This is a genomic window from Microbacterium gallinarum (genome assembly GCF_014837165.1).
GTDB lineage: Bacteria > Actinomycetota > Actinomycetes > Actinomycetales > Microbacteriaceae > Microbacterium > Microbacterium gallinarum.
In genome coordinates, this window is the sequence record NZ_JACSPM010000003.1 from 351519 (window position 1) to 378087 (window position 26569).

The window sequence follows — 26569 nt, forward strand, 5'->3', positions numbered from 1 at the left end:
GCCCGGGCCCCGCCTGAGCCCGTCGGCGTCAGGTCTGCAGCCGCAGACCGAGGGGGAGTCCCTCGAACTCGCCCTCCAGGACGGCGAGCGCGGCGGGGTGGGTGCGCGCGAGCTCACGGGCGTCGAGCGTGAGCGTCGCCCCCTCCGGCATGCCGCTGGCGAGTTCGCGGAGCACCAGCATCACGCGCTCCGTGCCGGCGAAGCCCAGCTCGCCGCTCAGCCGGATCGTCGGTCCTTCGGCAGTGCCTTCGACGCTGACGGCCGGTGCCGCCAGGCTCTCGTGCGGTTCGAGCAGATGCATGCCCAGACGCTCCGAGAGTTGCTCGACGATCGCGACCGCGCGCACGCTGTTCCCGTGCTCGTCGAGCCGGGGGCTGAACGCCGCGACGCCGAACTGCGAGGGTGCCACCGCGATGATGCCGCCGCTCACGCCGCTCTTCGCCGGGAGCCCGACCCGCAGCATCCACTGTCCGGAGTAGTCGTACATGCCGCAGCTGGCCATGATCGACAGCACGTCGCGCGCGACGGACTCGCCGACGACGCGCTCGCCCGTCACGGGATTCCATCCGCCGAAGGCGAGCGTGGACGCCATGACCGCCAGATCGCGGACGGTGACGAGCGCGGAGCATTGGCGGAAGTAGGTCTCGACGGCGAGATCGACCGATACGTCGATGACGCCGTACGAGCGCATGAGGTGGGCGAGGGCGCGATTGCGGTCCCCGGTCGAGGACTCGGACGCGTACACGGATTCGTCGATCCAGAGCGACCGTCCCGCGAAGGCTGACAGCAGCTCGACGATGCGCGCGGTGCGGGCGTCGACGTCGTCGCCGCCGATGAGCGCGGTGGTCGCGATGGCGCCCGCGTTGATCAGCGGGTTGGCGGGCCGCCCGGTGTCGGCCTCGAGGCTGATGGCGTTGAACGGCTCGCCGCTCGGCTCGGCGCCGACCTTGGCGAACACCGCGTCCCGGCCGTGCTCGACGAGCGCGAGGGCGAGCACGAAGGGCTTCGACATCGACTGGATGGTGAACTCGGCGTCTTCGTCGCCGACGGATCGAACCCGCCCCCGTGGCCCGACGACGGAGAGGGCGAGCCGCTCCGGATCGGCCTGGGCGAGCTCGGGGATGTACGACGCCGTGGCGCCGTCACCGAGCGATCGGACCTCTTCGAGCGCTCCGCGCAGCAGCTCCGTGATGGTGTCCACGGCTCGACCATAATGGACCCGTGCCTCACCGTGACGAGAACGGCCGCGACGGCGGCGTCCGCATCAATCCGAGCATTCTGGCCGCTGACTTCGTCAACATGCAGGCGGAGCTCGCGCGCATCGCCGCCGCCGACTTCGTGCACGTCGACGTCATGGACAACCACTTCGTGCCGAACCTGACGTTCGGCCCGCAGATGGTCGAGCGCGTCCAGGCGACGAGCCCCGTCCCGCTCGACGTGCATCTGATGATCGCCGACCCCGACCGATGGGCCCCCGGCTACGCCGAGCTCGGCGCCGCGTCGGTGACCTTCCACCTGGAAGCGGCCACCGAGCCGGTCGCCCTCGCGCGCCGGCTGCGCGCCATCGGAGCGCGTGCCGGCGTCGCCGTCAAGCCGGCGACCGCCGTCGAGGGGCTCTTCGATCTGCTCGACGACTTCGACCAGATCCTCGTGATGACGGTCGAGCCCGGCTTCGGCGGCCAGTCCTTCATGCCCGAGACGATGCCGAAGCTGCGTCGCCTGGCCGACGAGGCACGACGGCGCGGATCGTCGGTGTGGCTGCAGGTCGACGGCGGCATCACCGAGTCGACGATCGCTCAGGCGGCCGACGCGGGCGCCGACACCTTTGTGGCCGGTTCCGCGGTGTTCGGCGCCGAGGATCCCGGTGCCGCCATCACCGGCCTCCGCGCGGCGGCCGCGCAGCACCGGCACGCTCACTGACGGGATCGGCGGCGCAGGCGCCGACGCGCCCGCGCGTCACGCGGAGCCGAGGCGTCCCGCGCGTTCGCTACCCTGGCATGGTGAAGACGTTCGATGCGCTGTTCGACGAGCTCACCGCCAAGGCGGCCGAGCGCCCCGAAGGATCGGGGACCGTCGCGCAGCTCGACGCGGGCGTGCACGCGATCGGCAAGAAGATCGTCGAAGAGGCGGCCGAGGTCTGGATGGCCGCCGAGTACGAGTCGACGGATGCCGCGGCCGAGGAGATCTCGCAGCTGCTCTACCACCTGCAGGTGCTGATGCTCGCGAAGGGGCTGAGCCTCGAAGACGTCTACCGACATCTCTGAGCGCGCGCCTTCCTCCCGACCTCGAACCGAAAGCTCCGCTGCCATGCTGCGAATCGCCGTGCCGAACAAGGGCTCGCTCGCCGAGACCGCCTCCGAGATGCTCGCCGAGGCGGGCTACACGGGCCGACGCGATCCCAAGGATCTCCATGTCATCGACCCCCGCAACGAGGTCGAGTTCTTCTACCTGCGCCCGAAGGACATCGCGACGTACGTCGGCTCCGGCGCGCTCGACGTCGGCATCACCGGCCGTGACCTGCTGCTCGACGCCCGCATGCCCGGCGCCCGCGAGATCGAGGCGCTCGGCTTCGGCGACTCCACGTTCCGCTTCGCCGGTCCTCCGGGTCGCTTCTCCGAGGTCGGCGACCTCCAGGGCATGCGGGTGGCCACCGCATACCCCGGTCTGGTCGACGGCTTCCTCGACGATCACGGCGTGGCCGTCGACCTGGTGCCACTGGACGGCGCGGTCGAATCGGCCGTGCGTCTGGGGGTGGCGGATGCCGTCGCCGACGTCGTGTCGACCGGTACGACGCTCCGCCAGGCGGGCCTGGAGATCTTCGGCCCGGTCATCCTCGAGTCCGAGGCCGTCCTCATCGGCGCGCCCGATGAGGCCGAGGGCACCGCGACCCTGCTGCGTCGGCTGCGCGGCGTGATGGTCGCACGGCGTTACGTGCTGATCGACTACGACCTGCCCGTCGCGCTGATCGACGAAGCCGTCGCACTCGCGCCCGGCATCGAGTCGCCCACGATCTCGCCGCTGCGCGACCCCGAGTGGGTGGCCGTGCGCGTCATGACGCCGCGGAACAGCGCGAACCAGGTCATGGACGCGCTGTACGCTCTCGGCGCGCGTGCGATCCTCGTCACCGCGATCCACAACGCGAGGCTGTGATGAGCCTCGTCTGCCGCGTCATCCCGTGTCTCGACGTCGCGGGCGGCCGTGTCGTCAAGGGCGTGAACTTCGAGAATCTCCGCGACATGGGCGACCCCGTCGAGCTCGCGCGCGAGTACTTCCGGCAGGGCGCCGATGAACTCACGTTCCTCGACGTCACGGCGACGGTCGACGAGCGATCGACGACGTACGACGTCGTGCGCCGCACGGCCGAAGAGGTGTTCATCCCGCTGACGGTGGGCGGGGGAGTGCGCTCGGCCGAGGACGTCGCCCGCCTCCTGTCCGTCGGAGCCGACAAGATCGGCGTCAACTCGGCGGCGATCGCTCGACCCCGGCTCCTGGACGAGATCGCCGACCGCTTCGGCGCCCAGGTGCTCGTGCTGTCGCTCGACGTCAAGCGATCGACCGCGACCGGGTCCGGCTTCGTGGTGACGACCCACGGCGGCCGCACCGAGACCAGCCTCGATGCCCTGGAGTGGGCGCGTGAGGCGATCCAGCGCGGCGCCGGCGAGCTGCTCGTGAACTCGATCGACGCCGACGGCACGCGGGAGGGCTTCGACCTCGAACTCGTCGCCCTCATGCGCGAGGTCTCGAGCGTTCCGGTGATCGCCTCCGGCGGCGCCGGCGACGTGACGCACTTCGGCCCGGCGATCGAAGCCGGCGCCGACGCCGTGCTCGCAGCATCCGTCTTCCACTCCGGTCAGCTGACCGTGGGTGAGGTGAAGGCGGCGATGGCCGCCGACGGCATCGCCGTGCGCGAAGTGCGAGGAGTGCGCTCATGACCGAGACCGTGCAGGAGCGCATCGACCGGGTGGCGTTCAACGCCGACGGACTGGTGGCCGCGATCGTGCAGCAGTGGGATTCCCGCGAGGTGCTGATGCTCGGATGGATGGATGCCGAGGCCCTGCGTCGCACCCTCACCGAGGGGCGCGTGACCTTCTGGTCCCGTTCCCGTCGGGAGTACTGGCGCAAGGGCGACACGTCGGGCAATATCCAGCTCGTGAGGGGTGCGCGCCTGGACTGCGACGGGGATGCGATCCTGCTCGAGGTGGACCAGGTCGGACCCGCGTGCCACACCGGGACCCGCACCTGCTTCGACGCGGATGACCTCGCCCCCGTCGCCGGACCGGAGCGCGGCACCCGATGAGGCCCGGGCGGCGCGCGACGGTCCTCCTGCTGGGCACCCTCCTGGTCGCCGCGACCCTGGTCTTCCCCGGCACGGCCGCCACCGCGGCGGTCCCCGGCGTGGAGCGCGTGTCCGGCGACGACCGCTACGCGACCTCGGCGCGGATCAGCGCCGTGACCTTCGCTCCGGGCGTCGCCGCCGCGTACGTCGCGGCCGGCACGAGCTTCCCCGACGCCCTCTCTGGCGCGGCTGCCGCCGGTACGCGGTCCTCACCGGTGCTCCTGACCCATCCCGACTGGCTGCCCCCCGTCGTCGCGACCGAGCTCGCCCGGCTGCGTCCTGCCGAGATCATCGTCCTCGGCGGCGAGGGGGCGGTCTCGCCCGCGGTGGCAGAGGCGCTCGCGCGCCTGACGACCGGCACGGTGACGCGCCTGCAGGGCGCCGATCGCTACGCGACGTCGGCGGCCATCAGCGCGAAGACCTTTCCGGGCGGGGCATCGGTCGCCTACGTGGGCAGCGGCGAGGCATTCCCCGACGCGCTGTCGGCGGGTTCCGTCGCGGGTGGGCAGCGTGGGCCCATCCTCCTGACGCAGTCGGGTGTGCTGCCGTCCGCCATCCGCGACGAGCTCGTCCGACTGAAGCCGGCATCCATCGTCATCGTCGGCGGCGCGGGGGCCGTGTCGACGGCCGTCGCGACCCAGATCCGCACGGCGACGGGCGTCACCCCGTCGCGCCGCTCCGGGGCGGACCGCTTCGCGACGTCGGCGGACATCAGCGCGTCCGCCTTCGCGCCCGGAGTGCCCGTCGCCTACGTCGCGAACGGCATGGACTTCCCCGACGCGCTGTCGGCCGCAGCGGCGGCGCGCGGCGCCCCGCTGCTGCTCACCCCCGCATCGTCGATCCCGTTCGCGGTGGCACGCGAGCTCATCCGCCTGAAGCCCGCGAAGATCGTCGTCGTCGGGGGGACCGGCGTGGTCTCCACGACCACAGCGACGCGACTGGGCATCGTCGGGACGGATCTCGCGGCGGCGACCGGGTCCCGCCTCACAGCGTCGACGGAGGTGCGCGCGGGCACGTGCCTCCCGTCGCCTGATCGCACCGCCTCGCTGTGCGTGGCGGCGAACGGGTCCTTCTCGGTGTCGCGCGGGGCCACCGTCCTGTGGTCGTCGGGCACCACCGACCCCGTGCCCCGCGCGCTCCGGCTGCGCTCCGACGGCAATGCGATGCTCTACAGCGTCGACGGCCGCCTGATCTGGGAGTCCAGCACCGCCGGCACGCTCGCGAGCGAACTCGTGGTCCAGAACGACGGCGACCTCATGCTGCGCACGGCGGCGGGCCAGATCTCGTGGTCGAGCATGTCCAGTGCCACCGCGCCGAAGTGGCGGCTGCCGTACGCCCCGGGCCAGAGCTGGGCCGCGGGCGGTCCGCACGCGAACTCCGGGGGCACGGCGGGCGCCCGAGGGTCGATCGACTTCGGACCGCGAGCCGGCGGCGACCGTCGCGTGCTGGCCATCGCCGACGGCACCGTGTACCGCGTGCAGTGCGGCAGCGGCTCGTACCTCGGTATCAACCACGCAGGCGGGTGGCAGTCCACGTACTACCACCTCGTGAACTACCAGAACCAGCTGGTCGGCACGCAGGTGAAGGCCGGGACCTACCTCGGCGACGTCGGCCGGACCGTCCCCTGCGGAGGCGGCGCCAACTTCGATCACGTCCACCTCGTGATCCGGCGCGCCGGCATCCCCGTGTCCGTCGAGGGGATGCGATTCGGCGACTACACGGCACGCAGCTCGGGGACCGACTACTGGGGGTTCTGGACCGATGCCGCCGGCCGTCGCGTCCTGACCGCGTCGGGCGGCGCGACCTGCTGCCTCCCCGCCCGATGACCGGCGCCGCCGCGCCCGCATCCCGCGATTACAGTGAAGGGGTGACCCGTCGCGCCCGCCTCGTCGCCGTCGTGGCGACCCTCCTCTGCGGCGCGATCGGCGTCGTCTCCTCGACGCAGACCTGGCTGGTCGTCGTCCTGGGTGACAGCGCCGGCCGGACGCTGGAGGTGCCGGGCGCGTCCGCCATTCCGGTGCTGGCGCCTCTCAGCCTGGCCGTGCTCGCGCTCGGCGGTGCGCTCTCGATCGTCGGCTCCGTGCTGCGCTATGCCTTCGGAGCCCTCACTGTCGTCATCGCGGTGCTGCTGACGTGGGCGACCGCACAGGTCGCCCTGGCAGCTCCGGTGTCTGCCGTCTCGTCGACCGTCACCGAGGCCACCGGCATCACGGGGGAGTCCGCCGTCGCGGGTCTGCTCGACTCGATCACGTCGACGGCGTGGCCGGTCGTGACGCTCGTGGTGTGGATCCTGCTGATCGGCGCCGGAGTCTTCACCCTCGCGACGGCGCACCGGTGGCGGAGCGGCGGCCGCCGCTATCGGACCGAGGACGCCGCGCCCGCGGCCGGCCCCGCGGGATCCCGTCCGCACGACGCCATCGACTCGTGGGACGACCTGTCGCGTGGCGAGGATCCGACCGCCTGACCGCTAGACTGACCTCATCCCGCGCCTACCTGGAGGAGATCCATGAGCAACCACATCGGCGACCCCGGCCACGGACACTCGCCCGCCGCCTGGACGGCCGTCGTGATCATGCTCGTCGCGGTCACCCTCGGCACGCTGTTCTACTGGTTCGACATGCCGGTGCTCGTGTGGGCGTCCGCTGCACTGCTGATCGTCGGCCTCATCGTCGGCTGGATCATGGCCAAGGCCGGCTACGGCGTCAACGGCCCGAAGTACACCGCGAAAGAGCACTGACGTGCTGGCCGACCTGACGGCCGGCGCGGTGGAGGATGCCGAGGTGCGTGCTTCGGCGCGGCCCCTTGCCGCGGTCGAGGCAGCGGCGCTCGCGCAGCCGTCCGCGCGCGACGCCCTTGCCGCCCTCGCTCCGGCCGACCGCGTGAAGATCATCGCGGAGGTCAAGCGCGCGAGCCCGTCCCGCGGCGATCTCGCAGCGATTCCCGACCCGGCACATCAGGCACTGCTCTACCAGCAGGGCGGTGCGTCCGCGATCTCGGTCCTGACTGAGGGACGCCGCTTCAAGGGCAGCCTCGCCGACCTCGAGGCGGTCAAGGGCGCGGTCGAGCTGCCCGTGCTGCGCAAGGACTTCATCGCCACCGAGTACCAGGTGCTGGAGGCCCGCGCGTCGGGCGCCGACCTCGTGCTGCTCATCGTCGCCGCGCTCGAGCAAGACGTCCTCGCCCGGCTGCACGCGCTGACACTCGAGCTCGGCATGACGCCGCTCGTCGAGACCCACTCCGCCGACGAGGTCGACCGCGCCGCCGACGTCGGTGCGCGCCTCATCGGCGTGAACGCGCGCGACCTGTCGACGTTCGAACTCGACCGGGACCTCTTCGGCCGCCTGGCCGATCGCATCCCCGCCGGTGCTGTGAAGGTCGCCGAGTCCGCGGTGCTCGCACCGGCCGACGTCGCGCACTACCGTGCGGCCGGCGCCGACATCGTGCTCGTCGGCGAGGCGCTCGTCACGAACGACCCCGTCACCACCCTGAAGGCGTTCCTGGAGGCCGGCGCATGAGTCTTCGCGAGGCATCCGGACCCTTCTTCGGCGACTTCGGCGGCCGGTACATGCCCGAGTCGCTCATCGCGGCGATCGACGAGCTCACCGCCGAGTACGAGGCGGCCAAGGCCGATCCCGCATTCCAGGCGGAGTTCGTGCGGCTGCTGCACACGTACGCGGGGCGCCCGTCGCCCATCACGGAGGTGCCCCGGTTCGCCGAGCACGCCGGCGGTGCGCGCGTGTTCCTCAAGCGCGAAGACCTCAACCACACCGGCTCGCACAAGATCAACAACGTGCTCGGCCAGGCGCTGCTGACCCGCCGCCTCGGCAAGACGCGCGTGATCGCCGAGACCGGCGCCGGTCAGCACGGTGTGGCGACGGCGACGGCGGCCGCGCTGTTCGGCCTCGAGTGCACCATCTACATGGGCGAGGTCGACACGGAGCGCCAGGCGCTCAACGTCGCCCGCATGCGCCTCCTCGGAGCCGAAGTGGTCCCGGTCACGACCGGTTCCCGCACTCTCAAGGACGCGATCAACGACGCGTACCGCGACTGGGTCGCCACGGTCGAGACGACGAACTACATCTTCGGCACGGCGGCCGGCCCGCATCCGTTCCCCGCCATGGTCCGCGACTTCCAGAAGGTCATCAGCGAAGAGGCGCGCGCACAGCTCCTCGACGAGGCCGGGCGCCTTCCCGACGCCGTCCTCGCGTGCGTCGGCGGCGGTTCGAACGCCATCGGTATGTTCGACGCCTTCCTCGACGACGAAGGTGTGATGCTCTACGGAGTGGAAGCAGCCGGTGACGGCGTCGACACGCCGCGCCACGCGGCCTCGATCGAGCGCGGACGCCCCGGCGTGCTGCACGGCGCCAAGACCTTCGTGCTGCAGGACGACGACGGCCAGACCATCGAGTCCCACTCGATCTCCGCCGGCCTCGACTATCCGGGCGTCGGCCCCGAGCACGCGTGGCTCGCCTCGATCGGCCGCGCCGAGTACATCCCCGCCACCGACGACGAGGCCATGCAGGCGCTGCGGCTCCTCTCGCAGACCGAGGGCATCATCCCGGCCATCGAGTCCGCCCACGCTCTCGCCGGCGCGCTGCGGATCGGGCGCGAGCTCGGTCCCGACGCGATCCTCGCGGTCTGCCTGTCCGGCCGCGGCGACAAGGACATGGACACCGCGGCGCGCTACTTCGAGCTGTACGACGAGGGAGCGGATGCCGCGACCGCTGCGGCCGCTCCGCACGACGACGCCGCGAAGGGCGAGGGGGAGAAGCTGTGACCTCCCGCGTCGCCGCCGCGATCGACGCGGCCCACGCCGACGGGCGCGGAGCCTTCATCGGCTACCTCCCGCTCGGCTTCCCCGACCTCCAGACGAGCATCGACGCCGCAGTCGCCCTGGCCGAGAACGGGGCCGACGTCCTCGAGCTCGGCCCGCCCTACTCCGATCCCGTGATGGACGGCACCGTCATCCAGGAAGCGACCCAGGCGGCCCTCGCCGGCGGTTTCCGCCTGCGCGACACGTTCACGGCGGTCGCCGAGATCACCCGCCGCGTCGACGTTCCGGTGCTCGTCATGACGTACTGGAACCCGGTGCTCCAGTACGGCGTCGACCGCTACGCCGATGAGCTGCGCGCAGCCGGCGGGGCGGGCCTCATCACGCCCGACATCACGCCCGAGGCCGCGAGCGAGTGGATCGCCGCGAGCGAGCGCACCGGGCTCGACCGGGTCTTCCTCGCCGCGCCGACCTCCACCGACGAGCGTCTCGACCTGATCGTCGAGAACTCGACGGGCTTCGTGTACACGGTGTCGACGATGGGCATCACGGGGGAGCGGGCGGAACTGGATGCCGCGGCCCGCACGCTGGTCGGCCGTCTCCGCGAACGCGGAGCCGAGCACGCCTGCGTCGGCATCGGCATCTCGAACGCGGCCCAGGTGGCCGACGTGCTGGGCTACGCCGACGGCGCGATCGTCGGCACCGCCCTCGTGCGCGCCCTGCGCGACGGCGGGCTGGAGGGCCTCGGCGAGGCCGCTCGCGCACTTGCCGCCGGCACCGTCCGCACCGCGAACTAGACTTCTGACGTCGGCCCGCCGCCGGCGTCCCCACACCAAGGATTCCTGCTTCCATGATCAACGCCGCACCGAGCCTCGCCCAGGGCGTCGTCGCCAGCATCCCGAGCCCTCCTATCAGCTCGTTCCAGCTCGGCCCGCTCACGATCCACTTCTACGCGCTGTGCATCATCGCGGGCATCATCGCCGCCGTCTTCATGACGAACCACCGCCTCACCAAGCGCGGCGCCGAGCCCTGGGTCGTCATCGACATCTCCCTCCTGGCCGTGCCGCTCGCCATCATCGGCGCGCGAATCTACCACGTGCTCACCCACTTCGACTTCTACTTCGGAGAGGGCAGGAACCCGCTGTCGGCGCTGTACATCTGGGAGGGCGGCATCGCGATCTACGGCGCCCTGATCGGCGGCGCCGTCGGCGCGTGGCTGGGCTGCCGCTGGACCGGCATCCGGTTCTGGACCTTCGCCGACGCCCTCGCACCCGGGCTCCTGCTCGCGCAGGCGATGGGCCGCTTCGGAAACTGGTTCAACCAGGAGCTGTTCGGCCTGCCCACCGACCTGCCGTGGGGCCTCGAGATCGCGTACCCGAATCCGGCGTGGCCTGTCGGGCTTCCCGAGGGCACGCTGTTCCACCCCACGTTCCTCTACGAGGTCGTGTGGAACGTGCTGGGCGTGGTCGTACTGCTGTGGGCGGGCCGCAAGTTCCACCTGCAGTGGGGCCGTCTGTTCGGCCTCTACCTCATCTGGTACAGCGGCGGGCGCATCGTGTGGGAGTCGATCCGCATCGATCCGAGCGACATCTTCCTGGGACTGCGCACCAATGTTTGGGCAGCGATCCTCGGCGTGATCCTCGGTCTCGTGATCTTCTTCGTGCAGAAGCGCCGTCACCCCGGCTACGAGCCGTCGCCCTATGTGTCCGGACGCGAGTGGACTGCCGGACAGGCTGTACAATCGCAGGACACCGACGACTTCGTCGACGTCAGCGAACCCCCGACGTCCGAGTCCGTCGAAGGCACCGCCACAAGCACCCCCGCCACGAAGTAACGCATGCTGAACAGCTAGCACGTGCAGTTCGACTAGCACAGGGCCGACGTCGTCCCATTTTGAAGCATCAACGTGAGGACGGTAGGTATGGCTTCGAGCCCCCGTCGCGTCGTCTCTTCCGAGACGAGCACCCAGAACAGCGGCATGGCCGGCTTCCCAGGGAAGCAGGGCATGTACAACCCTGCCTTCGAGAAGGACGCCTGCGGGCTGGCGATGGTCGCCACGCTGCGCGGCGCGGCCGGGCACGACATCATCGACCTCGCGCTCACGGCGCTGCGCAACCTCGAGCACCGCGGTGCGATCGGTTCTGACGCCGGCACCGGCGACGGCGCGGGCATCCTCACGCAGATGCCCGACGCCTTCCTGCGCGCGGTCGTCGACTTCGAGCTGCCTCCGGTGGGGGAGTACGCGGCGGGCATGGTGTTCCTGCCCCGCGACGACGAGGCGCGCGCCGCCCAGAAGGCGGGGATCGAGCGGATCGCCGCATCCGAGAACCTCACCGTCCTCGGCTGGCGCGAGGTGCCCACGGTCGACGAGAACCTCGGCAAGCTCGCGTTCGCGGCGCGTCCTGTGTTCGAGCAGCTGTTCGTCTCCCGTCCGGCCGTCGGCGACGCGCCGGCACTGGCGGGCATCGCACTCGACCGGCGCACGTTCCGCCTGCGCAAGCGCGCCCGCACCGAGCTCGACGCCTACTTCGTGTCGCTCTCGGCGCGCTCGCTCGGCTACAAGGGCATGGTCACCACGCTCCAGCTCGAGCCGTTCTACCCCGATCTGCAGGACGAGCGCTTCGCCTCGGAGCTCGCCGTCGTGCATTCGCGCTACTCGACCAACACGTTCCCGTCGTGGCCGCTCGCGCAGCCGCTGCGCATGCTCGCCCACAACGGCGAGATCAACACGGTCAACGGCAACCGCAATTGGATGCGCGCGCGCCAGTCCCAGCTCGAGTCCGAGCTGCTCGGCGACATCGACCCGTTGCTGCCGATCTGCACCGACGGCGCGAGCGACTCGGCGTCGTTCGACGAGGTGCTCGAGCTCCTGACGCTGACGGGCCGCAGCCTGCCGCACGCGATCATGATGATGGTGCCGGAGGCCTACGAGAAGCAGGCCGACATCGACCCCAAGCTGCGCTCGTTCTACGAGTACCACTCGATGCAGATGGAGCCCTGGGACGGTCCGGCCGCGCTGATCTTCACCGACGGCACGCTGGTCGGGGCGACCCTCGACCGCAACGGACTGCGCCCCGGTCGATGGACCGAGACGACCGACGGCCTCGTCGTCATCGGCAGCGAGACCGGCGTGCTCGACTTCGCCCCCGAGCGGATCAAGCGCCGCGGGCGTCTGCGCCCGGGCCGCATGTTCCTGGTCGACACCGCGCAGGGGCGCATCGTCGAGGACGACGAGATCAAGCGTCAGCTCGCCGAGCTGGAGCCCTGGCAGGAGTGGCTCGACTCGGGTCGGGTGCGCCTGGCAGAGCTTCCCGAGCGCGAGCACATCGTGCACCCCATCGCCTCCATCACGCGCCGCCAGCGCACCTTCGGCTACACCGAGGAGGAGGTCAGGATCCTCCTGACCCCGATGGGCCAGACCGGCGCCGAGCCGCTCGGCGCGATGGGAAGCGACACCCCGGTGGCCGTGCTCAGCGAGCGGCCGCGCCTGCTCTTCGACTACTTCACGCAGCAGTTCGCGCAGGTCACCAACCCGCCGCTCGACTCCATCCGCGAAGAGGTCGTGACCTCGTTGTCGCTGGGCCTGGGTCCGGAGCGGAACCTGCTGGAGTGGGGACCGGGTCACACGCGCGTCGTGACGCTCGACTTCCCCGTCATCGACAACGACGAGCTCGCGAAGATCCAGCACATCGACACCGCCCTCCCGGGCCGCACATCGGTCACGATCCGCGGTCTGTACCGCGTCGAGGCCGGCCACAAGGGCATGCAGAAGCGCCTCGCGCAGATGTGCGAGGAGGTCGACCAGGCGATCGAGGACGGCGCCGAGTTCATCGTGCTGTCCGATCGAGACTCGAACAAGGACCTCGCACCCATCCCGTCGCTGCTGATGCTCGCGGCCGTGCACCACCACCTCATCCGCAACCAGACCCGCATGAAGTGCGGTCTCGTGGTCGAGGCGGGCGATGTGCGCGAAGTGCACCACGTGGCGACGCTCATCGGTTACGGGGCATCCGCCGTCAATCCGTATCTCGCGATGGAGACGGTCGAGTATCTCGTGCGCGCCGGCTACATCACGGGGATCACGCCCGAGAAGGCCGTCCGCAACCTCATCTACGCGCTCGGCAAGGGCGTGCTGAAGATCATGTCGAAGATGGGCATCTCGACCGTGTCGTCGTACGCGGGCGCGCAGGTGTTCGAAGCCGTGGGTCTGTCGCAGGAGTTCGTCGACAGGTACTTCACCGGCACGGAGACGAAGCTCGGCGGCGTCGGGCTCGACGTGATCGCATCCGAGAACTCGGCGCGTCACGCGTACGCGTACCCCGAGGACGCCGCCGTGCGCGCGCACGAGCGGCTGTGGACCGGCGGCGAGTACCAGTGGCGGCGCGACGGCTCACCGCACCTCTTCAATCCCGACACGGTCTTCCGGCTGCAGCATGCGACGCGGACGCGCCGCTACGACATCTTCCGCGAGTACACGAAGCTCGTCGACGACCAGGCCAACGAACTCAAGACCCTCCGGGGGATGTTCAAGCTGAAGACGACCGGCCGCGCGCCGGTGCCGATCGACGAGGTCGAGCCGGTGTCGGCGATCGTGAAGCGCTTCTCGACCGGAGCGATGAGCTACGGGTCGATCTCGCGCGAGGCGCACGAGACGCTCGCGATCGCGATGAACCGTCTCGGCGCCAAGTCGAACACCGGCGAGGGCGGCGAAGACGTCGATCGCCTGCTCGACCCGGAGCGCCGCAGCGCCATCAAGCAGGTCGCCTCGGGCCGATTCGGTGTGACGAGCCTCTACCTCACGGAGGCCGACGACATCCAGATCAAGCTCGCCCAGGGCGCCAAGCCTGGCGAGGGAGGCCAGCTGCCGCCCACCAAGGTGTATCCGTGGGTGGCGCGCACGCGTCACGCAACGGCGGGTGTCGGACTGATCTCGCCGCCGCCGCACCACGACATCTACTCGATCGAAGACCTCAAGCAGCTCATCTTCGACCTCAAGCGGGCCAACCCGGGCGCGCGGGTGCACGTGAAGCTCGTGAGCCAGTCGGGCATCGGCGCGGTCGCGGCGGGCACGGCGAAGGCCCTTGCCGACGTCATCCTCGTCTCCGGCCACGACGGCGGCACGGGCGCCAGTCCGCTCAACTCGCTCAAGCACGCGGGAACGCCGTGGGAGCTCGGACTCGCCGAGACGCAGCAGACGCTCATGCTCAACGGCATGCGCGACCGCGTCGTCGTGCAGGTCGACGGACAGCTCAAGACCGGCCGCGATGTGATCATCGGAGCACTGCTCGGCGCCGAGGAGTTCGGATTCGCGACGGCGCCGCTCGTGGTGTCGGGCTGCATCATGATGCGCGTCTGCCACCTCGACACCTGCCCCGTCGGCGTCGCCACCCAGAACCCGGTGCTGCGCGAGCGTTTCACCGGCAAGCCGGAGTTCGTCGTCAACTTCATGGAGTTCATCGCCGAAGAGGTACGCGAGTACCTCGCCGAGCTGGGCTTCCGTTCGCTCGACGAGGCCATCGGCCACAGCGAGCTCCTCGACATCGACGGAGCCGTCGAGCACTGGAAGGCGAGCGGCCTCGACCTGTCGCCCGTGCTCGAAGGCCCGGCGTTCGCCGACGACGAGCCGCGCCGCAACACGACGGCTCAGCTGCACGAGATCGAGGACCACTTCGACGTGCCGCTCATCGAACTCGCCCACGACGTCATCGAGAACGGCGGCGAGCTGACGATCGACCTCCCGATCCGCAACACCGAGCGCGCCGTCGGGACTCTGCTGGGTCACCACGTGACCCGGGCGCGCGGCGAGAACGGGCTGCCGTCGGGAAGCATCGTCGTCAACCTGACCGGCTCGGCCGGGCAGTCGTTCGGAGCGTTCATGCCCGCCGGCATCACCCTGCGGCTCGAGGGCGACTCGAACGACTACGTCGGCAAAGGTCTCTCGGGCGGGCAGATCGTGGTGCGGCCTCCGCGCGGCGCCACCTTCGACGCGTCCCAGAACGTGATCGCCGGCAACGTGATCGGCTACGGCGCGACCCAGGGCACGCTGTTCCTGCGCGGAGTCGTGGGGGAGCGGTTCTTCGTCCGCAACTCCGGCGCGACCGCCGTGGTCGAGGGCGTGGGCGATCACGCGCTCGAGTACATGACGGGCGGCCTCGCCGTCATCCTCGGTGCGACGGGGCGCAACCTCGGCGCCGGCATGTCGGGCGGCACCGCTTACGTGTACAAGCTCGACCGCAAGCTCGTGAACCGCGAGGCTCTCGCGACCGGCGAGCTCGTGCTCGGCGAGCTGGGCGCCGGTGACGCCGAGATCCTGCGCGACCTGCTCGAACAGCACGTCGCAGAGACCGAGTCGACGCTCGCGACGGCCCTGCTGGCCGACTTCGACAACGAGCTCGACAACTTCGTCCGCGTCCTTCCGCGCGATTACGCCGCGGTGCTCGAGACGCGCCAGACGGCCGTCGCCGAGGGGCTGGACCCTGACGGCGACGTCGTCTGGAACCGCATCCTGGAGGTGACGGGTGGCTGACCCGAAGGGCTTTCTGAAGGTGACCGAGCGGGAGCTGCCGCCGCGGCGTCCCGTGCCGGTGCGCATCATGGACTGGAAAGAGGTCTACGAGCCGGGCGACTCCGCCGTCCTGCGTCGACAGGCCGGCCGCTGCATGGACTGCGGCGTTCCGTTCTGCCACAAGGGCTGCCCGCTGGGCAACCTCATCCCCGAGTGGAACGACCTGACGTGGCGCGGGGAGGGCCGCTCGGCGATCGAGCGCCTGCACGCGACCAACAACTTCCCTGAGTTCACCGGCCGGCTGTGCCCGGCCCCGTGCGAGAGCTCGTGCGTGCTGGGCATCAACCAGCCGGCCGTCACGATCAAGCAGATCGAGGTCTCGATCATCGACGAGGCGTTCGCGCACGGCTGGGTCGAGCCCGAGCCGCCGGGACGCCTCACCGGCAAGACGGTCGCCGTCGTCGGCTCCGGTCCTGCCGGCCTGGCCGCCGCCCAGCAGCTCACGCGTGCGGGCCACACCGTGGCCGTGTTCGAGCGCGACGACCGCATCGGCGGACTGCTTCGCTACGGCATCCCGGACTTCAAGATGGAGAAGAAGCACCTCGAGTCGCGTCTTCGCCAGATGCGGGACGAAGGCACGCGCTTCCGCGCGGGCGTCGAGATCGGCAAGGACATCGCGTGGAACGACCTCCGCGCGCGGTACGACGCCGTCGTCATCGCGACCGGTGCGACGATCCCGCGCGAGCTCGCGATCCCCGGCCGTGACCTCGCCGGCGTGCACTTCGCCATGGAGTACCTCATCGAGTCGAACAAGGTCGTGGCGGGCGATGCGATCGCCAACCAGATCTCCGCCGAGGGCAAGCACGTCGTGGTGATCGGCGGCGGTGACACCGGCGCGGATTGCATCGGCACCGCCCACCGTCAGGGCGCGCTGAGCGTCACGAACCTGGCGATCGGCCGGCGTCCTCCGGGCGAGCGCCCGGACCACCAGCCGTGGCCCATGTCACCCACTCTCTTCGAGGTGTCGTCGGCGCACGAGGAGGGCGGCGAGCGGTCGTACCTGGCCTCCACGGTCGAGTTCCTGGGCAACGACGGCGGCGAGGTGCGTGCGCTGCGCGTGGCCGAGACCGAGTTCGTCGACGGCCGCCGTGTGCCCAAGAGCGGCTCCGAGCGCGAGATCCCCGCGGATCTGGTGCTCATCGCGATGGGCTTCACCGGCCCGGAGCGCGCCCTGCTCGAGGAGCAGCTCGGCGCCCAGTTCACCGGTCGCGGCAACGTGCACCGGGAGAACGACTACCAGACGACGGCGCCCGGAGTGTTCGTCGCGGGTGACGCCGGCCGCGGCCAGTCCCTCATCGTCTGGGCCATCGCGGAGGGCCGTGCGGCCGCCGCGAGCGTCGACTCCTACCTGATGGGCGAAACCCAGCTGCCTGCCCCTGTCCGCCCCACCGATATCGCCATCGGCCTGCAGCCCGCGTAGGCTGGCCACGGCATTCGCCCCTGAAAACCCGGAGAAACACACGGATGAGACGCGCCAAAATCGTCGCAACCCTTGGCCCCGCCACGTCGTCATATGAGAGCGTCCGCGCGATCATCGACGCGGGCGTGGACGTCGCCCGCTTCAATCTGAGCCACGGCGACTATTCGATCCACGACAACAACTTCGCCAACGTGCGCAAGGCCGCCGACGACGCGGGGCGCGCCGTCGCCATCCTCGTCGACCTCCAGGGGCCGAAGATCCGCCTCGGAAAGTTCGAGAACGGTCCCCACGACCTCGCCGAGGGTGACATCTTCAAGATCACCGTCGACGACATCCTGGGCACCAAGGAGATCGTCTCGACGACCTTCAAGGGCCTGCCGCAGGACGTCAAGGCCGGCGACTTCCTCCTGATCGACGACGGCAAGGTGCGCGTCGAGGTCGTCGAGACCGACGGCACCGTCGTCACGACCAAGGTCATCGTGGGCGGTCCGGTCTCCAACAACAAGGGCATCAATCTGCCCGGCGTCGCGGTGAACGTGCCCGCGCTGTCCGAGAAGGATGAGGCCGACCTGCGCTGGGGCCTGCGCGCCGGCGCCGACATCATCGCGCTCTCGTTCGTCCGCGACGCGAAGGACGTCCAGCGCGTCCACGTGATCATGGCCGAAGAAGGCCGTCACGTGCCCGTGATCGCCAAGATCGAGAAGCCGCAGGCCGTCGACAACCTCGAGGAGATCATCGACGCGTTCGACGGCATCATGGTCGCCCGCGGCGACCTCGGCGTCGAGCTGCCGCTGGAGGCCGTGCCGATCGTGCAGAAGCGGGCGGTCGAGCTGTGCCGTCGCATGGCCAAGCCCGTCATCGTCGCGACGCAGATGCTCGAGTCGATGATCGAGAACCCCGTCCCGACCCGCGCCGAGACGAGCGACGTCGCCAACGCCGTCCTCGACGGTGCCGACGCGGTCATGCTCTCGGGCGAGACGAGCGTGGGCAAGTACCCCGTCGTCGTCGTCGAGACGATGGCCCGCATCGTCGAGTCCACCGAGGAGCACGGACTCGAGCGCATCCTTCCCCTCACGACCAAGCCGCGCACCCAGGGCGGTGCGATCACCCTCGCCGCGCTGGAGGTCGCCGAGTTCGTCGAGGCGAAGTACCTCTGCATCTTCACCGAATCGGGCGACACCGCGCGGCGCATGTCGCGGCTGCGCCCGCGCATCCCGATGATCGGATTCACCCCCGAACCGTCGATCCGACGACGCATGGCCCTCACGTGGGGCGTGGAGTCCGCGCTCGTCGAGCACGTCGCGCACACCGACCGCATGTTCATCCAGGTCGACGACTACTTCCTGTCGAACGACCTCGCGAAGGTCGGCGACAAGGTCGTCGTGATCTCGGGTTCGCCTCCGGGGATCATCGGCTCCACCAACGACATCCGCATCCACAAGATCGGCGATGCGGTCCACGGCAAGGCTCCGATCTACCAGTCCGGCGAGTAGTCCCGGCAATCCAGTCTCGGAACGGTCGCGCTCACTATGCTGAGCGCGACCGCTCCGTTTTCCGGGTAGGAGGCCCTCGCATGGATCTGTTCTGGTGGCTGTTGTGGATCTTCTGGTTCGTCGCCTACATCTATGTGGTGATCGTCGTCATCACCGACCTCTTCCGCGATGACAAGCTGAGCGGCTGGTTCAAGGCGCTCTGGATCATCGCGCTGGTCTTCGTGCCGTTCCTGACCGGACTGGTGTACGTCATCGCGCGCGGCTCGGGCATGGCGCAGCGCGCGCGGGAGCGCTACGCGAGCGCCCCCGAGAACGACGACTACAAGCCGGCTGCGTCGACGAGCCCCGCGGAGGACATCGCCAAGGCGAAGGCGCTGCTCGACGCCGGCACGATCACGCAGGGCGAGTTCGACGCCCTCAAGAGCAAGGCCCTCGGCGGCCAGTACTTCGGCGCGTAGCCGCGGGAGGACGAGACGAGCGGATGCCTCGGCCGAGGCATCCGCTCCGCCGTGTCTGCGTGGTGGGCGGCGGCTGCCCAGCACCGTGCCGGTGGTGGGAGTCGAACCCACACGCCCTCGCGGGCAACCGAGTTTGAGTCGGTCGCGTCTGCCATTCCGCCACACCGGCGCGCGCAGCCTGCCGCGCGTCCGCGATTGACCATACCGTAGGATTCAATGGTGACTGAGCAGGAGCTGACCCCCGGAGCGCAGGCCTCCACCCCCCGTCGAGTCGTCGTGGCGGAGGACGAGTCGCTGATCCGACTCGACATCGTCGAGATCCTCCGAGACAACGGCTTCGACGTGGTCGGCGAGGCGGGTGACGGCGAGACCGCCGTGCAGCTCGCGACCGATCTGCGTCCCGACCTCGTGATCATGGACGTCAAGATGCCGCAGCTCGACGGCATCTCCGCCGCCGAGAAGCTCAGCAAGAACCACATCGCGCCGGTGGTGCTCCTGACCGCGTTCAGCCAGAAGGAGCTCGTCGAGCGGGCGAGCGAGGCCGGCGCCCTGGCATACGTCGTCAAGCCGTTCACGCCGAACGACCTGCTGCCCGCGATCGAGATCGCACTGGCGCGCTACGAGCAGATCATCACGCTCGAGGCCGAGGTCGCCGACATGGTCGAGCGCTTCGAGACCCGCAAGCTCGTCGACCGGGCGAAGGGCCTCCTCAACGAGAAGATGGGCCTGTCGGAGCCCGAGGCCTTCCGCTGGATCCAGAAGGCGTCGATGGACCGTCGCCTCACGATGCAGGACGTCGCGAAGGCGATCATCGAGCAGCTCGCTCCCAAGAAGTGAGCTGACCTCACTCAGGAAGTGCGAGAAGCGGATGCCGCGGCATCCACTTCTTCGTCCCTACAGGTCCTTCACGTGGTTCGTGATGCGGATCGTGGAGCAGCGACGCCCCTGATCATCGGTGACGACGATCTCGTGCACCGTGATCGAGCGGCCGAGGTGCACCGGCGTGCAGACGCCGGTCACGGTGCCGGACCTCGCCGAGCCGGTGTGCGTCGCGTTGATGTCGACGCCGACGGCGAGGCGCCCCGGTCCCGCGTGGAGGTTCGCCGCCATCGAGCCGAGCGACTCGCCCAGCACGACGTAGGCCCCGCCGTGGAGCAGTCCGACGGGCTGCGTGTTGCCCTCGACGGGCATGGTCGCGACGCACCGCTCCACCGAGAACTCGGTGAACTCGAGGCCCATCTTCTCGGCGAGGGCTCCCATTCCGCGCGCCGCCGCCCACTCGAGTCCGTCGACGTTCACGGGGGCGTTCTCGGGCATGGCTCACCTTCGGGCTGCGGCGGGTGGGGGTGTCCCCAGCCCTGACTAGGCTTGCAGGGTGACGGACTCCGCAAAGCCTACCCTTCTCGTCGTGGACGGCCATTCGCTGGCATATCGGGCCTTCTACGCCCTTCCCGTCGACAACTTCTCAACGAAGGACGGCCAGCACACGAACGGGATCTACGGGTTCCTGGCGATGCTCATCAACCTCATCAAGGCCGAGAAGCCGACCCATCTGGCTGTGGCGTTCGACACCTCGCGCCAGTCGTTCCGAACCCGCGAATACGCCGAGTACAAGGCGAACCGCTCCGAGACTCCGTCCGAGTTCAAGGGCCAGATCCCGATCCTGCAGGACTGCCTCGCGGCCATGAGCATCACGGTGCTCCAGAAGGAGGACTTCGAGGCCGACGACATCCTGGCCACGCTCGCGACGCAGGCCGCGGCCGAGCACTACGACGTGCTCGTCTGCTCCGGTGACCGCGACACGATCCAGCTCGTGAACGACGACATCACGCTGCTCTACCCGAACGTGCAGGGCGTCTCGCAGCTCAAGCGCTACGACCGCCAGGCGGTCATCGACCGCTACGGCGTGCCCCCCGAGCAGTACCCCGACGTGGCGGCGCTCGTCGGTGAGACGAGCGACAACCTCCCCGGCGTGCCCAAGGTCGGCGAGAAGACGGCCGTCAAGTGGCTGAACCAGTTCGGCTCGCTCGACGAGCTGCTCGACAACGCCGACAAGGTCACGGGCGTCGTCGGCGGCAACCTGCGCGCGCACCTCGACGATGTGCGCCGCAACCGCACGCTCAACCGCCTGCTGACCGACGTCGAGCTACCGGTGACCGTCGCCGAGCTCGAGGTGAAGCCGATGGACGCACAGGCCGTCCGCGACATCTTCGCCCGGCTCGAGTTCAAAACCCTCATCCCGCGCGTGGCCGAGCTCGCCGGCATCGAGCAGCAGATGGCGGCGGTGACGTCTGCGGCCGCGGTGCCCATGCCGGCCGCAGCCGAGCTCGCCGCTTCCGAGCTGCTCGCGTGGCTCGAAGCCGTCGAGGGCGAGGTAGGGGTCACGGTCCTCACCGAGGGCGGTCAGCCCACCAGGCTCGGCGTGGCGACGCTCGAGGCGGCGGCTGAGGCGACGTGGACTCCCGAGCTCGCCGAGACGCTCGGCTCCTGGCTCGCCTCCGACGCGCCGAAGATCTTCAGCGACGCGAAGGCGCAGGTGAAGGCGCTTCGTCGAGTCGGCCTGCGCGTCGAGGGGCTCGCGTTCGACACGATCGTGGCCGGATGGCTGCTTCGCCCGAGCTTCCCCGACAAGAACCTGGCCGACCTCGTCGACCGCTACCTCGACGAGAAGCTCCCTGAGGCCGACCCGACCCAGCTGGTCCCCGAGACCGAGGGCGCGACTCCCGGTCAGCTGTCGTGGTTCACGATGCGCGTGACCGAGGCGCTGCGCGGCGAACTGCCCGAGAGCGTCGCGCGGGTGCTGACCGACATCGAGCTGCCCACGCTGCTCACCCTCGCCGACATGGAGCTGGCGGGCGTCGCCGTCTCGCACGGCACCCTGTCGACCTTCTCGGCCGAACTGGGTGAGCGGGCCGATGCGATCGCGCAGCAGGCGTTCCAGGCGATCGGCCGCGAGGTCAACCTCGGCTCGCCCAAGCAGCTGCAGGAGGTGCTGTTCGACGAGCTGCAGCTCCCGAAGACCCGAAAGACCAAGACGGGATACTCGACGGATGCCGCGGTCCTCGCCGACCTGCAGGAGTCCAACCCGCATCCGTTCCTCGACCTGCTCCTCCAGCACCGCGAGGCCACGAAGCTGCGCCAGATCATCGAGTCGCTCGACACCGCGATCGGCGCCGACGGGCGGATCCGCACGACGTACGTGCAGACCGGCAGCCAGACCGGCCGGCTGTCGAGCACCGACCCGAACCTTCAGAACATCCCGGTCCGCACCGACGAGAGCCGCCGCATCCGCTCGGCGTTCGAGGTGGGCGAGGACTACGAGACGCTGCTCACGGCGGACTACTCGCAGATCGAGATGCGGATCATGGCCCACCTGTCCGAAGATCCCGGGCTCATCGAGGCGTTCAACTCGGGCGAAGACCTCCACCGCTTCGTCGGCGCCCGCGTCTTCGCGGTCGACCCGGCCGACGTGACTCCCGCGATGCGCACCAAGGTGAAGGCGATGTCGTACGGCCTCGTGTACGGCCTGTCGGCGTTCGGTCTCTCCAAGCAGCTGCGCATCGAGCAGAGCGAGGCGAAGCAACTCATGATGGAGTACTTCGCGCGCTTCGGGGCGGTGCGCGACTATCTGCGGTCGTCGGTCGAGCAGGCCCGCATCGACGGCTACACCGAGACGATCTTCGGCCGCCGGCGCCCGTTCCCCGACCTCGCGAGCCCCAACCGGGTGCTGCGTGAGAACGCCGAGCGGGCGGCCCTGAACGCCCCCATCCAAGGCAGCGCTGCCGACATCATGAAGATCGCGCTGTTCCGCATCCACGAGGAATTCATGTCCCGTGACCTGCGCTCGCGCGTGCTCATGCAGATCCACGATGAGCTCGTGGTCGAGGTCGCGCCGGGGGAGTGGGAGGTCGCGGAGCAGATCGTGCAGGACCGCATGGGCGACGCCGCCGATCTCTCGGTGCCCCTCGACGTGCAGATCGGGCGCGGGCCGAACTGGAACGAAGCCGGGCACTGAACCCCGCGTTTGGCGCGTCACGGCGCGGCTCCTTAGGCTCGACTCCATGACTCAAGAAACACGCACGCCCACGCAGATCGATACGATCGCTGATGCATGGGTCGACACGCTGGCCGAGCTCGAGCCGACGCTGGCCACGTACATCGGCCGTTCGGAGTACAACGACCGGTTCGGCGACTACAGCCCCGCCGGCCAGCAGCGGCTCGTCGAAGAGGGGCGAAAGACGCTGGCAGCTCTCGCCGAGGCGACCCCGGTCGACGACATCGACGTCGTCACCCAGGAAGACCTCACCCGCGAGATCCAGGTGGGCATCGAGCTCAACGAGGCGAATTGGCACCTGCGCGACATCAACGTGATCGCATCGCCTGCACAGGACATCCGGTCGGCATTCGACCTCATGCCGACAGCGACCGCCGACGACTGGAGCGTCGTCGCGACGCGCCTCAAGGCCGTCCCCGGTGCCCTCGACGGCTACATCGAGACGCTGCGCGAGGGCATCGCCCGCGGAGTCGTCCCCGCACGCCGTCAGGTGGCCGAGGTCGTCACGCAGATCGCGCGCTACACCGAAGACGAGGGCTTCTTCGCGACGTTCGTCGCCGAGGCGGCGCCCGAGGAGGGGCAGCTGCCCGCCTCGCTCGCGCGTGAGCTGTCCGACAGCGCGAACGCCGCTCGCGTCGCGTACGACGAGCTCGCGAGCTTCCTCGGCAGCGAACTGAGCGCAGCGGCGACCGACGACGACGCGGTCGGTCGTGAGCTGTACGCGCTGCACTCCCGCCGGTTCCTCGGCGCGACCGTCGACCTCGACGAGACCTACGAGTGGGGCGTCGAGGAGCTCGCGCGCATGGTCGCCGAGCAGGAGTCGATCGCGAACGAGATCAAGCCCGGCGCATCCGTCGAAGAGGCGGTGGCGTTCCTCGAGCAGCACGAGGCCCGCAAGCTGTACGGCACCGAGGCGCTGCAGAAGTGGATGCAGGAGACCAGCGACCGCGCGGTCGCCGAACTCGGCCGGACGCACTTCGACATCGCCGAGCCCATCCGCAAGCTCGAGTGCATGATCGCGCCGACGAAGGAAGGCGGCATCTACTACACCGGTCCGACCGACGACTTCTCGCGCCCCGGCCGCATGTGGTGGTCGGTGCCGGAGGGCGTCGAGGACTTCGACACCTGGCGCGAGCTGACCACCGTGTACCACGAGGGCGTTCCCGGTCACCACCTGCAGATCGCGCAGGCGGTGTACAACCGAGCGCAGCTCAACTCGTACCGTCGGCTGCTCGGCGGCACCTCCGGTCACGCCGAAGGCTGGGCCCTCTACGCCGAGCGTCTCATGGAGCAGCTCGGCTACCTCGACGATCCCGCCGACCGTCTCGGCATGCTCGACGGGCAGCGCATGCGCGCCGCCCGCGTCGTGCTCGACATCGGCGTGCACCTGCGCAAGCCGCGTCCCGACGGCCAGGGCACGTGGGACGCCGACTTCGCGCTCGAGTTCATGCGTCACAACGTGAACATGTCCGACGAATTCGTGCAGTTCGAGGTCAAGCGCTACCTCGGCTGGCCCGGCCAGGCGCCGTCCTACAAGGTCGGTCAGCGCATCTGGGAGCAGCTCCGCGATGATGTCGCGGAGCGCGAGGGAGCGGACTTCTCGATCAAGCGCTTCCACAAGCGCGCGCTCGACATCGGCGGCGTGGGCCTCGACACCCTGCGTTCGGCACTGTCGCGCTGAGCCGAGTTCACTCGCGGAGGTCGTGGGTCAGCAGTTCCACGACCTCCGCGTCGCTCGTCTGGGTGAAGTCGTCGTAGAACTGCCCGACGGCCCAGAAGTCGCGCACCCGGTGCGGGCAGATGTACTCGTCCACCACATCGCGCTCCGGTCGCCAGTCCGCGGGCGCGACGGGCGCCGCGAGCACGATCGTCTCCGCGCGTCGCGCGCGCAGCGAGAGGCATGCCGCGGTCGCCGTCGCGCCGGTCGCGATCCCGTCGTCGACGACGATGGCGGTGATCCCGTCCACGTCGTCGTCGGTGTGGAAGAGCGCACCACGGCGCCTGAGCTCGACGCGCTCCATGTCCTCGACGAAAGCCAGCTGCTCGGGGGTGACATGGCTCGCCCGCAGCGCCGCATCGTTCACGACGCGCACACCGCCCGCGATGGCGCCCACCGCGAACTCCTCGTGGGAGGGCGCCCCGAGCTTGCGCACGACTGCGGCGGCCAGCGGGAGCCCGAGGGAGCGCGCGACGGCGGCCGCGACGACGACGCCGCCGCGGGGGATCCCGAACACCACGGCGTCCTGGCCGGCCCAGGGCTGCAGCGACTCGGCGAGTTCCCGGCCGGCGGCGGAGCGGTCGGCGAAGAGTGCCATACGGCCACGTTACGCCGGGCCGCCCGGCGTGTCTCGGGGAATGCCGCCTGCTCCTCCGTGGTTCCTTCGGTCGTGCGTCTTATGCACGCGAATGGAAAGGACACGCGATGAGCGACCTCGCATCGGTCGAGCTGGGCTTGGACACCTTCGGCGACATCACCCGCGACGAATCGGGGGAGCTGCGCACCGGAGCGCAGACCATCCGGGATGTCGTGGACGAGGCGGTGCTGGCCGACCAGGTCGGCCTCTCGTTCTTCGGCGTGGGTGAGCACCATCGCCGTGAGTTCGCCGTTTCGAGCCCCGAGATCGTGCTGGCCGCCGCGGCCGCCCGCACGGAGCGCATCCACCTCGGGACTGCGGTGACCGTCCTCTCGAGCGATGACCCGGTGCGCGTGTACGAGCGCTTCGCGACGCTCGACGCCGTCGCCCACGGCCGCGCCGAAGTGATCCTCGGGCGCGGGTCGTTCATCGAGTCGTTCCCGCTGTTCGGCTACGACCTGCGCGATTACGAGGCCCTGTTCGACGAGAAGCTCGATCTGTTCTCGCAGCTCCTCGAGGAGAAGCCCGTCACCTGGCAGGGCACACTCCGCGCGCCGCTCACGGACGCCGACGTGTTCCCGAAGACCGAGAACGGCCTGCGGGCCTGGGTCGGCGTCGGCGGCACCCCCGAGTCGGTGGTCCGCGCGGCTCGCTACGGCTACGGCCTCATGCTCGCGATCATCGGCGGTCCAGCCGATCGCTTCCGCCCTTTCGCCGACCTCTACCGGCGGTCCCTGACGACGTTCGAGCGCGCACCGCTGCCGATCGGCGTGCACTCGCCCGGCCACGTCGCCGACACCGATCAGCAGGCCTGGGAGGAGGCGTACGAGGGATTCGAGGCGATGAACAACACGATCGGCCGCGAGCGAGGCTGGCCGCCTTACAGCCGCATGCGCTTCCAGCGCGACGTCGGACCCGAGGGCGCCCTGTACGTCGGTTCGCCCGAGACGGTCGCCCGCAAGATCGCCGACACCGTGCGCACGCTCGGCGTGCAGCGCTTCGACATGAAGTTCTCGACGGGCACGCTGTCGCATGCGCGCATGATGCGTTCGATCGAGCTCTACGGGACGAAGGTGGCGCCGCTGGTCCGCGACCTGCTGTCGTGAGTGACGCAGGGG

General features: G+C 69.9%; 23 protein-coding genes and 1 tRNA gene. 20 read left to right on the top strand and 4 right to left on the bottom strand.

Annotated elements, in window-relative coordinates; translation table 11 throughout:
* Positions 1–28 precede the first annotated feature (28 nt).
* A complete protein-coding gene (gene glsA / locus H9622_RS11185) occupies positions 29–1201 on the bottom strand; it encodes a glutaminase A (RefSeq protein ID WP_191766463.1) in 1173 nt (390 codons plus the stop codon).
* Positions 1202–1221: 20 nt separating this feature from the next.
* On the opposite strand from glsA, the gene rpe reads away from it, so the two are divergent.
* From rpe to H9622_RS11265, 16 genes are all read left to right on the top strand, one after another.
* On the top strand, positions 1222–1920 hold the full coding sequence (gene rpe / locus H9622_RS11190) for a ribulose-phosphate 3-epimerase (protein ID WP_191766465.1): 699 nt from the start codon (positions 1222–1224) through the stop codon (positions 1918–1920).
* A gap of 80 nt (positions 1921–2000) precedes the next feature.
* The gene (locus H9622_RS11195; protein WP_191766612.1) at positions 2001–2264 is read left to right on the top strand and encodes a phosphoribosyl-ATP diphosphatase; all 264 of its coding nucleotides are present in this window, start codon (positions 2001–2003) and stop codon (positions 2262–2264) included.
* Between the two features lie 43 nt (positions 2265–2307).
* Positions 2308–3150: an ATP phosphoribosyltransferase gene (gene hisG / locus H9622_RS11200; protein ID WP_191766466.1), complete on the top strand. Its 843-nt coding sequence runs from the start codon at positions 2308–2310 to the stop codon at positions 3148–3150.
* On the top strand, positions 3150–3932 hold the full coding sequence (gene hisF / locus H9622_RS11205; RefSeq protein ID WP_191766467.1) for an imidazole glycerol phosphate synthase subunit HisF: 783 nt from the start codon (positions 3150–3152) through the stop codon (positions 3930–3932). The genes hisG and hisF overlap by 1 nt, the downstream gene beginning before the upstream one ends.
* A complete protein-coding gene (gene hisI / locus H9622_RS11210; protein WP_191766469.1) occupies positions 3929–4297 on the top strand; it encodes a phosphoribosyl-AMP cyclohydrolase in 369 nt (122 codons plus the stop codon). The genes hisF and hisI overlap by 4 nt, the downstream gene beginning before the upstream one ends.
* Positions 4294–6162, top strand: coding sequence for a cell wall-binding repeat-containing protein (locus tag H9622_RS11215; protein ID WP_191766470.1), 1869 nt, complete (start codon positions 4294–4296; stop codon positions 6160–6162). Before hisI ends, H9622_RS11215 begins: the two co-directional genes overlap by 4 nt.
* 41 nt (positions 6163–6203) lie before the next feature.
* A complete protein-coding gene (locus tag H9622_RS11220) occupies positions 6204–6800 on the top strand; it encodes a Trp biosynthesis-associated membrane protein (protein ID WP_318247092.1) in 597 nt (198 codons plus the stop codon).
* 42 nt (positions 6801–6842) lie between these two features.
* Entirely contained in the window at positions 6843–7073 is a 231-nt protein-coding gene (locus H9622_RS11225; RefSeq protein WP_191766472.1) for a DUF6704 family protein, read from the top strand.
* Between the two features lies 1 nt (position 7074).
* Positions 7075–7851 (top strand): indole-3-glycerol phosphate synthase TrpC, encoded by a 777-nt coding sequence (gene trpC / locus H9622_RS11230; protein WP_191766474.1) that lies wholly within the window; start codon positions 7075–7077, stop codon positions 7849–7851.
* Positions 7848–9113, top strand: a complete 1266-nt coding sequence (gene trpB, locus H9622_RS11235; RefSeq protein ID WP_191766475.1) for a tryptophan synthase subunit beta — start codon at positions 7848–7850, stop codon at positions 9111–9113. Before trpC ends, trpB begins: the two co-directional genes overlap by 4 nt.
* Positions 9110–9904 (top strand): tryptophan synthase subunit alpha, encoded by a 795-nt coding sequence (trpA, locus tag H9622_RS11240; RefSeq protein WP_191766476.1) that lies wholly within the window; start codon positions 9110–9112, stop codon positions 9902–9904. The genes trpB and trpA overlap by 4 nt, the downstream gene beginning before the upstream one ends.
* Before the next feature lie 53 nt (positions 9905–9957).
* The gene (gene lgt / locus H9622_RS11245; protein ID WP_191766477.1) at positions 9958–10941 is read left to right on the top strand and encodes a prolipoprotein diacylglyceryl transferase; all 984 of its coding nucleotides are present in this window, start codon (positions 9958–9960) and stop codon (positions 10939–10941) included.
* Between the two features lie 87 nt (positions 10942–11028).
* Positions 11029–15633, top strand: coding sequence for a glutamate synthase large subunit (gltB, locus tag H9622_RS11250; RefSeq protein WP_404802869.1), 4605 nt, complete (start codon positions 11029–11031; stop codon positions 15631–15633).
* Positions 15626–17092, top strand: coding sequence for a glutamate synthase subunit beta (locus tag H9622_RS11255; protein WP_191766478.1), 1467 nt, complete (start codon positions 15626–15628; stop codon positions 17090–17092). Before gltB ends, H9622_RS11255 begins: the two co-directional genes overlap by 8 nt.
* A 44-nt stretch (positions 17093–17136) precedes the next feature.
* Positions 17137–18585 carry a pyruvate kinase gene (pyk, locus tag H9622_RS11260; RefSeq protein WP_191766479.1) on the top strand — a complete coding sequence of 483 codons (1449 nt, stop codon included), beginning with the start codon at positions 17137–17139 and terminating at the stop codon, positions 18583–18585.
* 80 nt (positions 18586–18665) lie between these two features.
* Complete coding sequence (locus H9622_RS11265) at positions 18666–19043, top strand: SHOCT domain-containing protein (protein ID WP_191766480.1); 378 nt, start codon at positions 18666–18668, stop codon at positions 19041–19043.
* A gap of 86 nt (positions 19044–19129) precedes the next feature.
* On the opposite strand, the gene H9622_RS11270 is transcribed toward H9622_RS11265, so the two are convergent.
* Positions 19130–19212, bottom strand: a tRNA-Leu gene (locus tag H9622_RS11270).
* Positions 19213–19259: 47 nt separating this feature from the next.
* On the opposite strand from H9622_RS11270, the gene H9622_RS11275 reads away from it, so the two are divergent.
* A complete protein-coding gene (locus H9622_RS11275) occupies positions 19260–19880 on the top strand; it encodes an ANTAR domain-containing response regulator (protein WP_225221961.1) in 621 nt (206 codons plus the stop codon).
* Positions 19881–19937: 57 nt separating this feature from the next.
* Here the strand turns inward: H9622_RS11275 and H9622_RS11280 are convergent, their stop codons facing one another.
* Positions 19938–20360, bottom strand: a complete 423-nt coding sequence (locus H9622_RS11280; protein WP_191766482.1) for a hotdog fold thioesterase — start codon at positions 20358–20360, stop codon at positions 19938–19940.
* A gap of 58 nt (positions 20361–20418) precedes the next feature.
* On the opposite strand from H9622_RS11280, the gene polA reads away from it, so the two are divergent.
* Positions 20419–23058: a DNA polymerase I gene (polA, locus tag H9622_RS11285; protein ID WP_191766484.1), complete on the top strand. Its 2640-nt coding sequence runs from the start codon at positions 20419–20421 to the stop codon at positions 23056–23058.
* 46 nt (positions 23059–23104) lie between these two features.
* Positions 23105–24778: a DUF885 domain-containing protein gene (locus tag H9622_RS11290; protein WP_191766485.1), complete on the top strand. Its 1674-nt coding sequence runs from the start codon at positions 23105–23107 to the stop codon at positions 24776–24778.
* Between the two features lie 7 nt (positions 24779–24785).
* Here the strand turns inward: H9622_RS11290 and H9622_RS11295 are convergent, their stop codons facing one another.
* Positions 24786–25412, bottom strand: a complete 627-nt coding sequence (locus tag H9622_RS11295; protein ID WP_191766487.1) for a phosphoribosyltransferase — start codon at positions 25410–25412, stop codon at positions 24786–24788.
* Between the two features lie 107 nt (positions 25413–25519).
* Between H9622_RS11295 and H9622_RS11300 the strand changes: the two genes are divergently transcribed.
* Positions 25520–26557 (top strand): LLM class flavin-dependent oxidoreductase, encoded by a 1038-nt coding sequence (locus tag H9622_RS11300; protein WP_191766488.1) that lies wholly within the window; start codon positions 25520–25522, stop codon positions 26555–26557.
* The last annotated feature ends 12 nt before the right edge of the window (positions 26558–26569 follow it).

Bases quoted from the DNA above. Each gene is read 5' to 3' on its own strand.
- lgt (WP_191766477.1), top strand. From the start codon at position 9,958: ATGATCAACGCCGCACCGAGCCTCGCCCAGGGCGTCGTCGCCAGCATC.
- trpB (WP_191766475.1), top strand. From the start codon at position 7,848: ATGAGTCTTCGCGAGGCATCCGGACCCTTCTTCGGCGACTTCGGCGGC.
- H9622_RS11300 (WP_191766488.1), top strand. From the start codon at position 25,520: ATGAGCGACCTCGCATCGGTCGAGCTGGGCTTGGACACCTTCGGCGAC.
- hisI (WP_191766469.1), top strand. From the start codon at position 3,929: ATGACCGAGACCGTGCAGGAGCGCATCGACCGGGTGGCGTTCAACGCC.
- H9622_RS11295 (WP_191766487.1), bottom strand. From the start codon at position 25,412: ATGGCACTCTTCGCCGACCGCTCCGCCGCCGGCCGGGAACTCGCCGAG.
- H9622_RS11215 (WP_191766470.1), top strand. From the start codon at position 4,294: ATGAGGCCCGGGCGGCGCGCGACGGTCCTCCTGCTGGGCACCCTCCTG.
- H9622_RS11290 (WP_191766485.1), top strand. From the start codon at position 23,105: ATGACTCAAGAAACACGCACGCCCACGCAGATCGATACGATCGCTGAT.
- gltB (WP_404802869.1), top strand. From the start codon at position 11,029: ATGGCTTCGAGCCCCCGTCGCGTCGTCTCTTCCGAGACGAGCACCCAG.
- pyk (WP_191766479.1), top strand. From the start codon at position 17,137: ATGAGACGCGCCAAAATCGTCGCAACCCTTGGCCCCGCCACGTCGTCA.
- H9622_RS11225 (WP_191766472.1), top strand. From the start codon at position 6,843: ATGAGCAACCACATCGGCGACCCCGGCCACGGACACTCGCCCGCCGCC.
- hisF (WP_191766467.1), top strand. From the start codon at position 3,150: ATGAGCCTCGTCTGCCGCGTCATCCCGTGTCTCGACGTCGCGGGCGGC.
- hisG (WP_191766466.1), top strand. From the start codon at position 2,308: ATGCTGCGAATCGCCGTGCCGAACAAGGGCTCGCTCGCCGAGACCGCC.
- H9622_RS11280 (WP_191766482.1), bottom strand. From the start codon at position 20,360: ATGCCCGAGAACGCCCCCGTGAACGTCGACGGACTCGAGTGGGCGGCG.
- H9622_RS11275 (WP_225221961.1), top strand. From the start codon at position 19,260: ATGGTGACTGAGCAGGAGCTGACCCCCGGAGCGCAGGCCTCCACCCCC.
- H9622_RS11265 (WP_191766480.1), top strand. From the start codon at position 18,666: ATGGATCTGTTCTGGTGGCTGTTGTGGATCTTCTGGTTCGTCGCCTAC.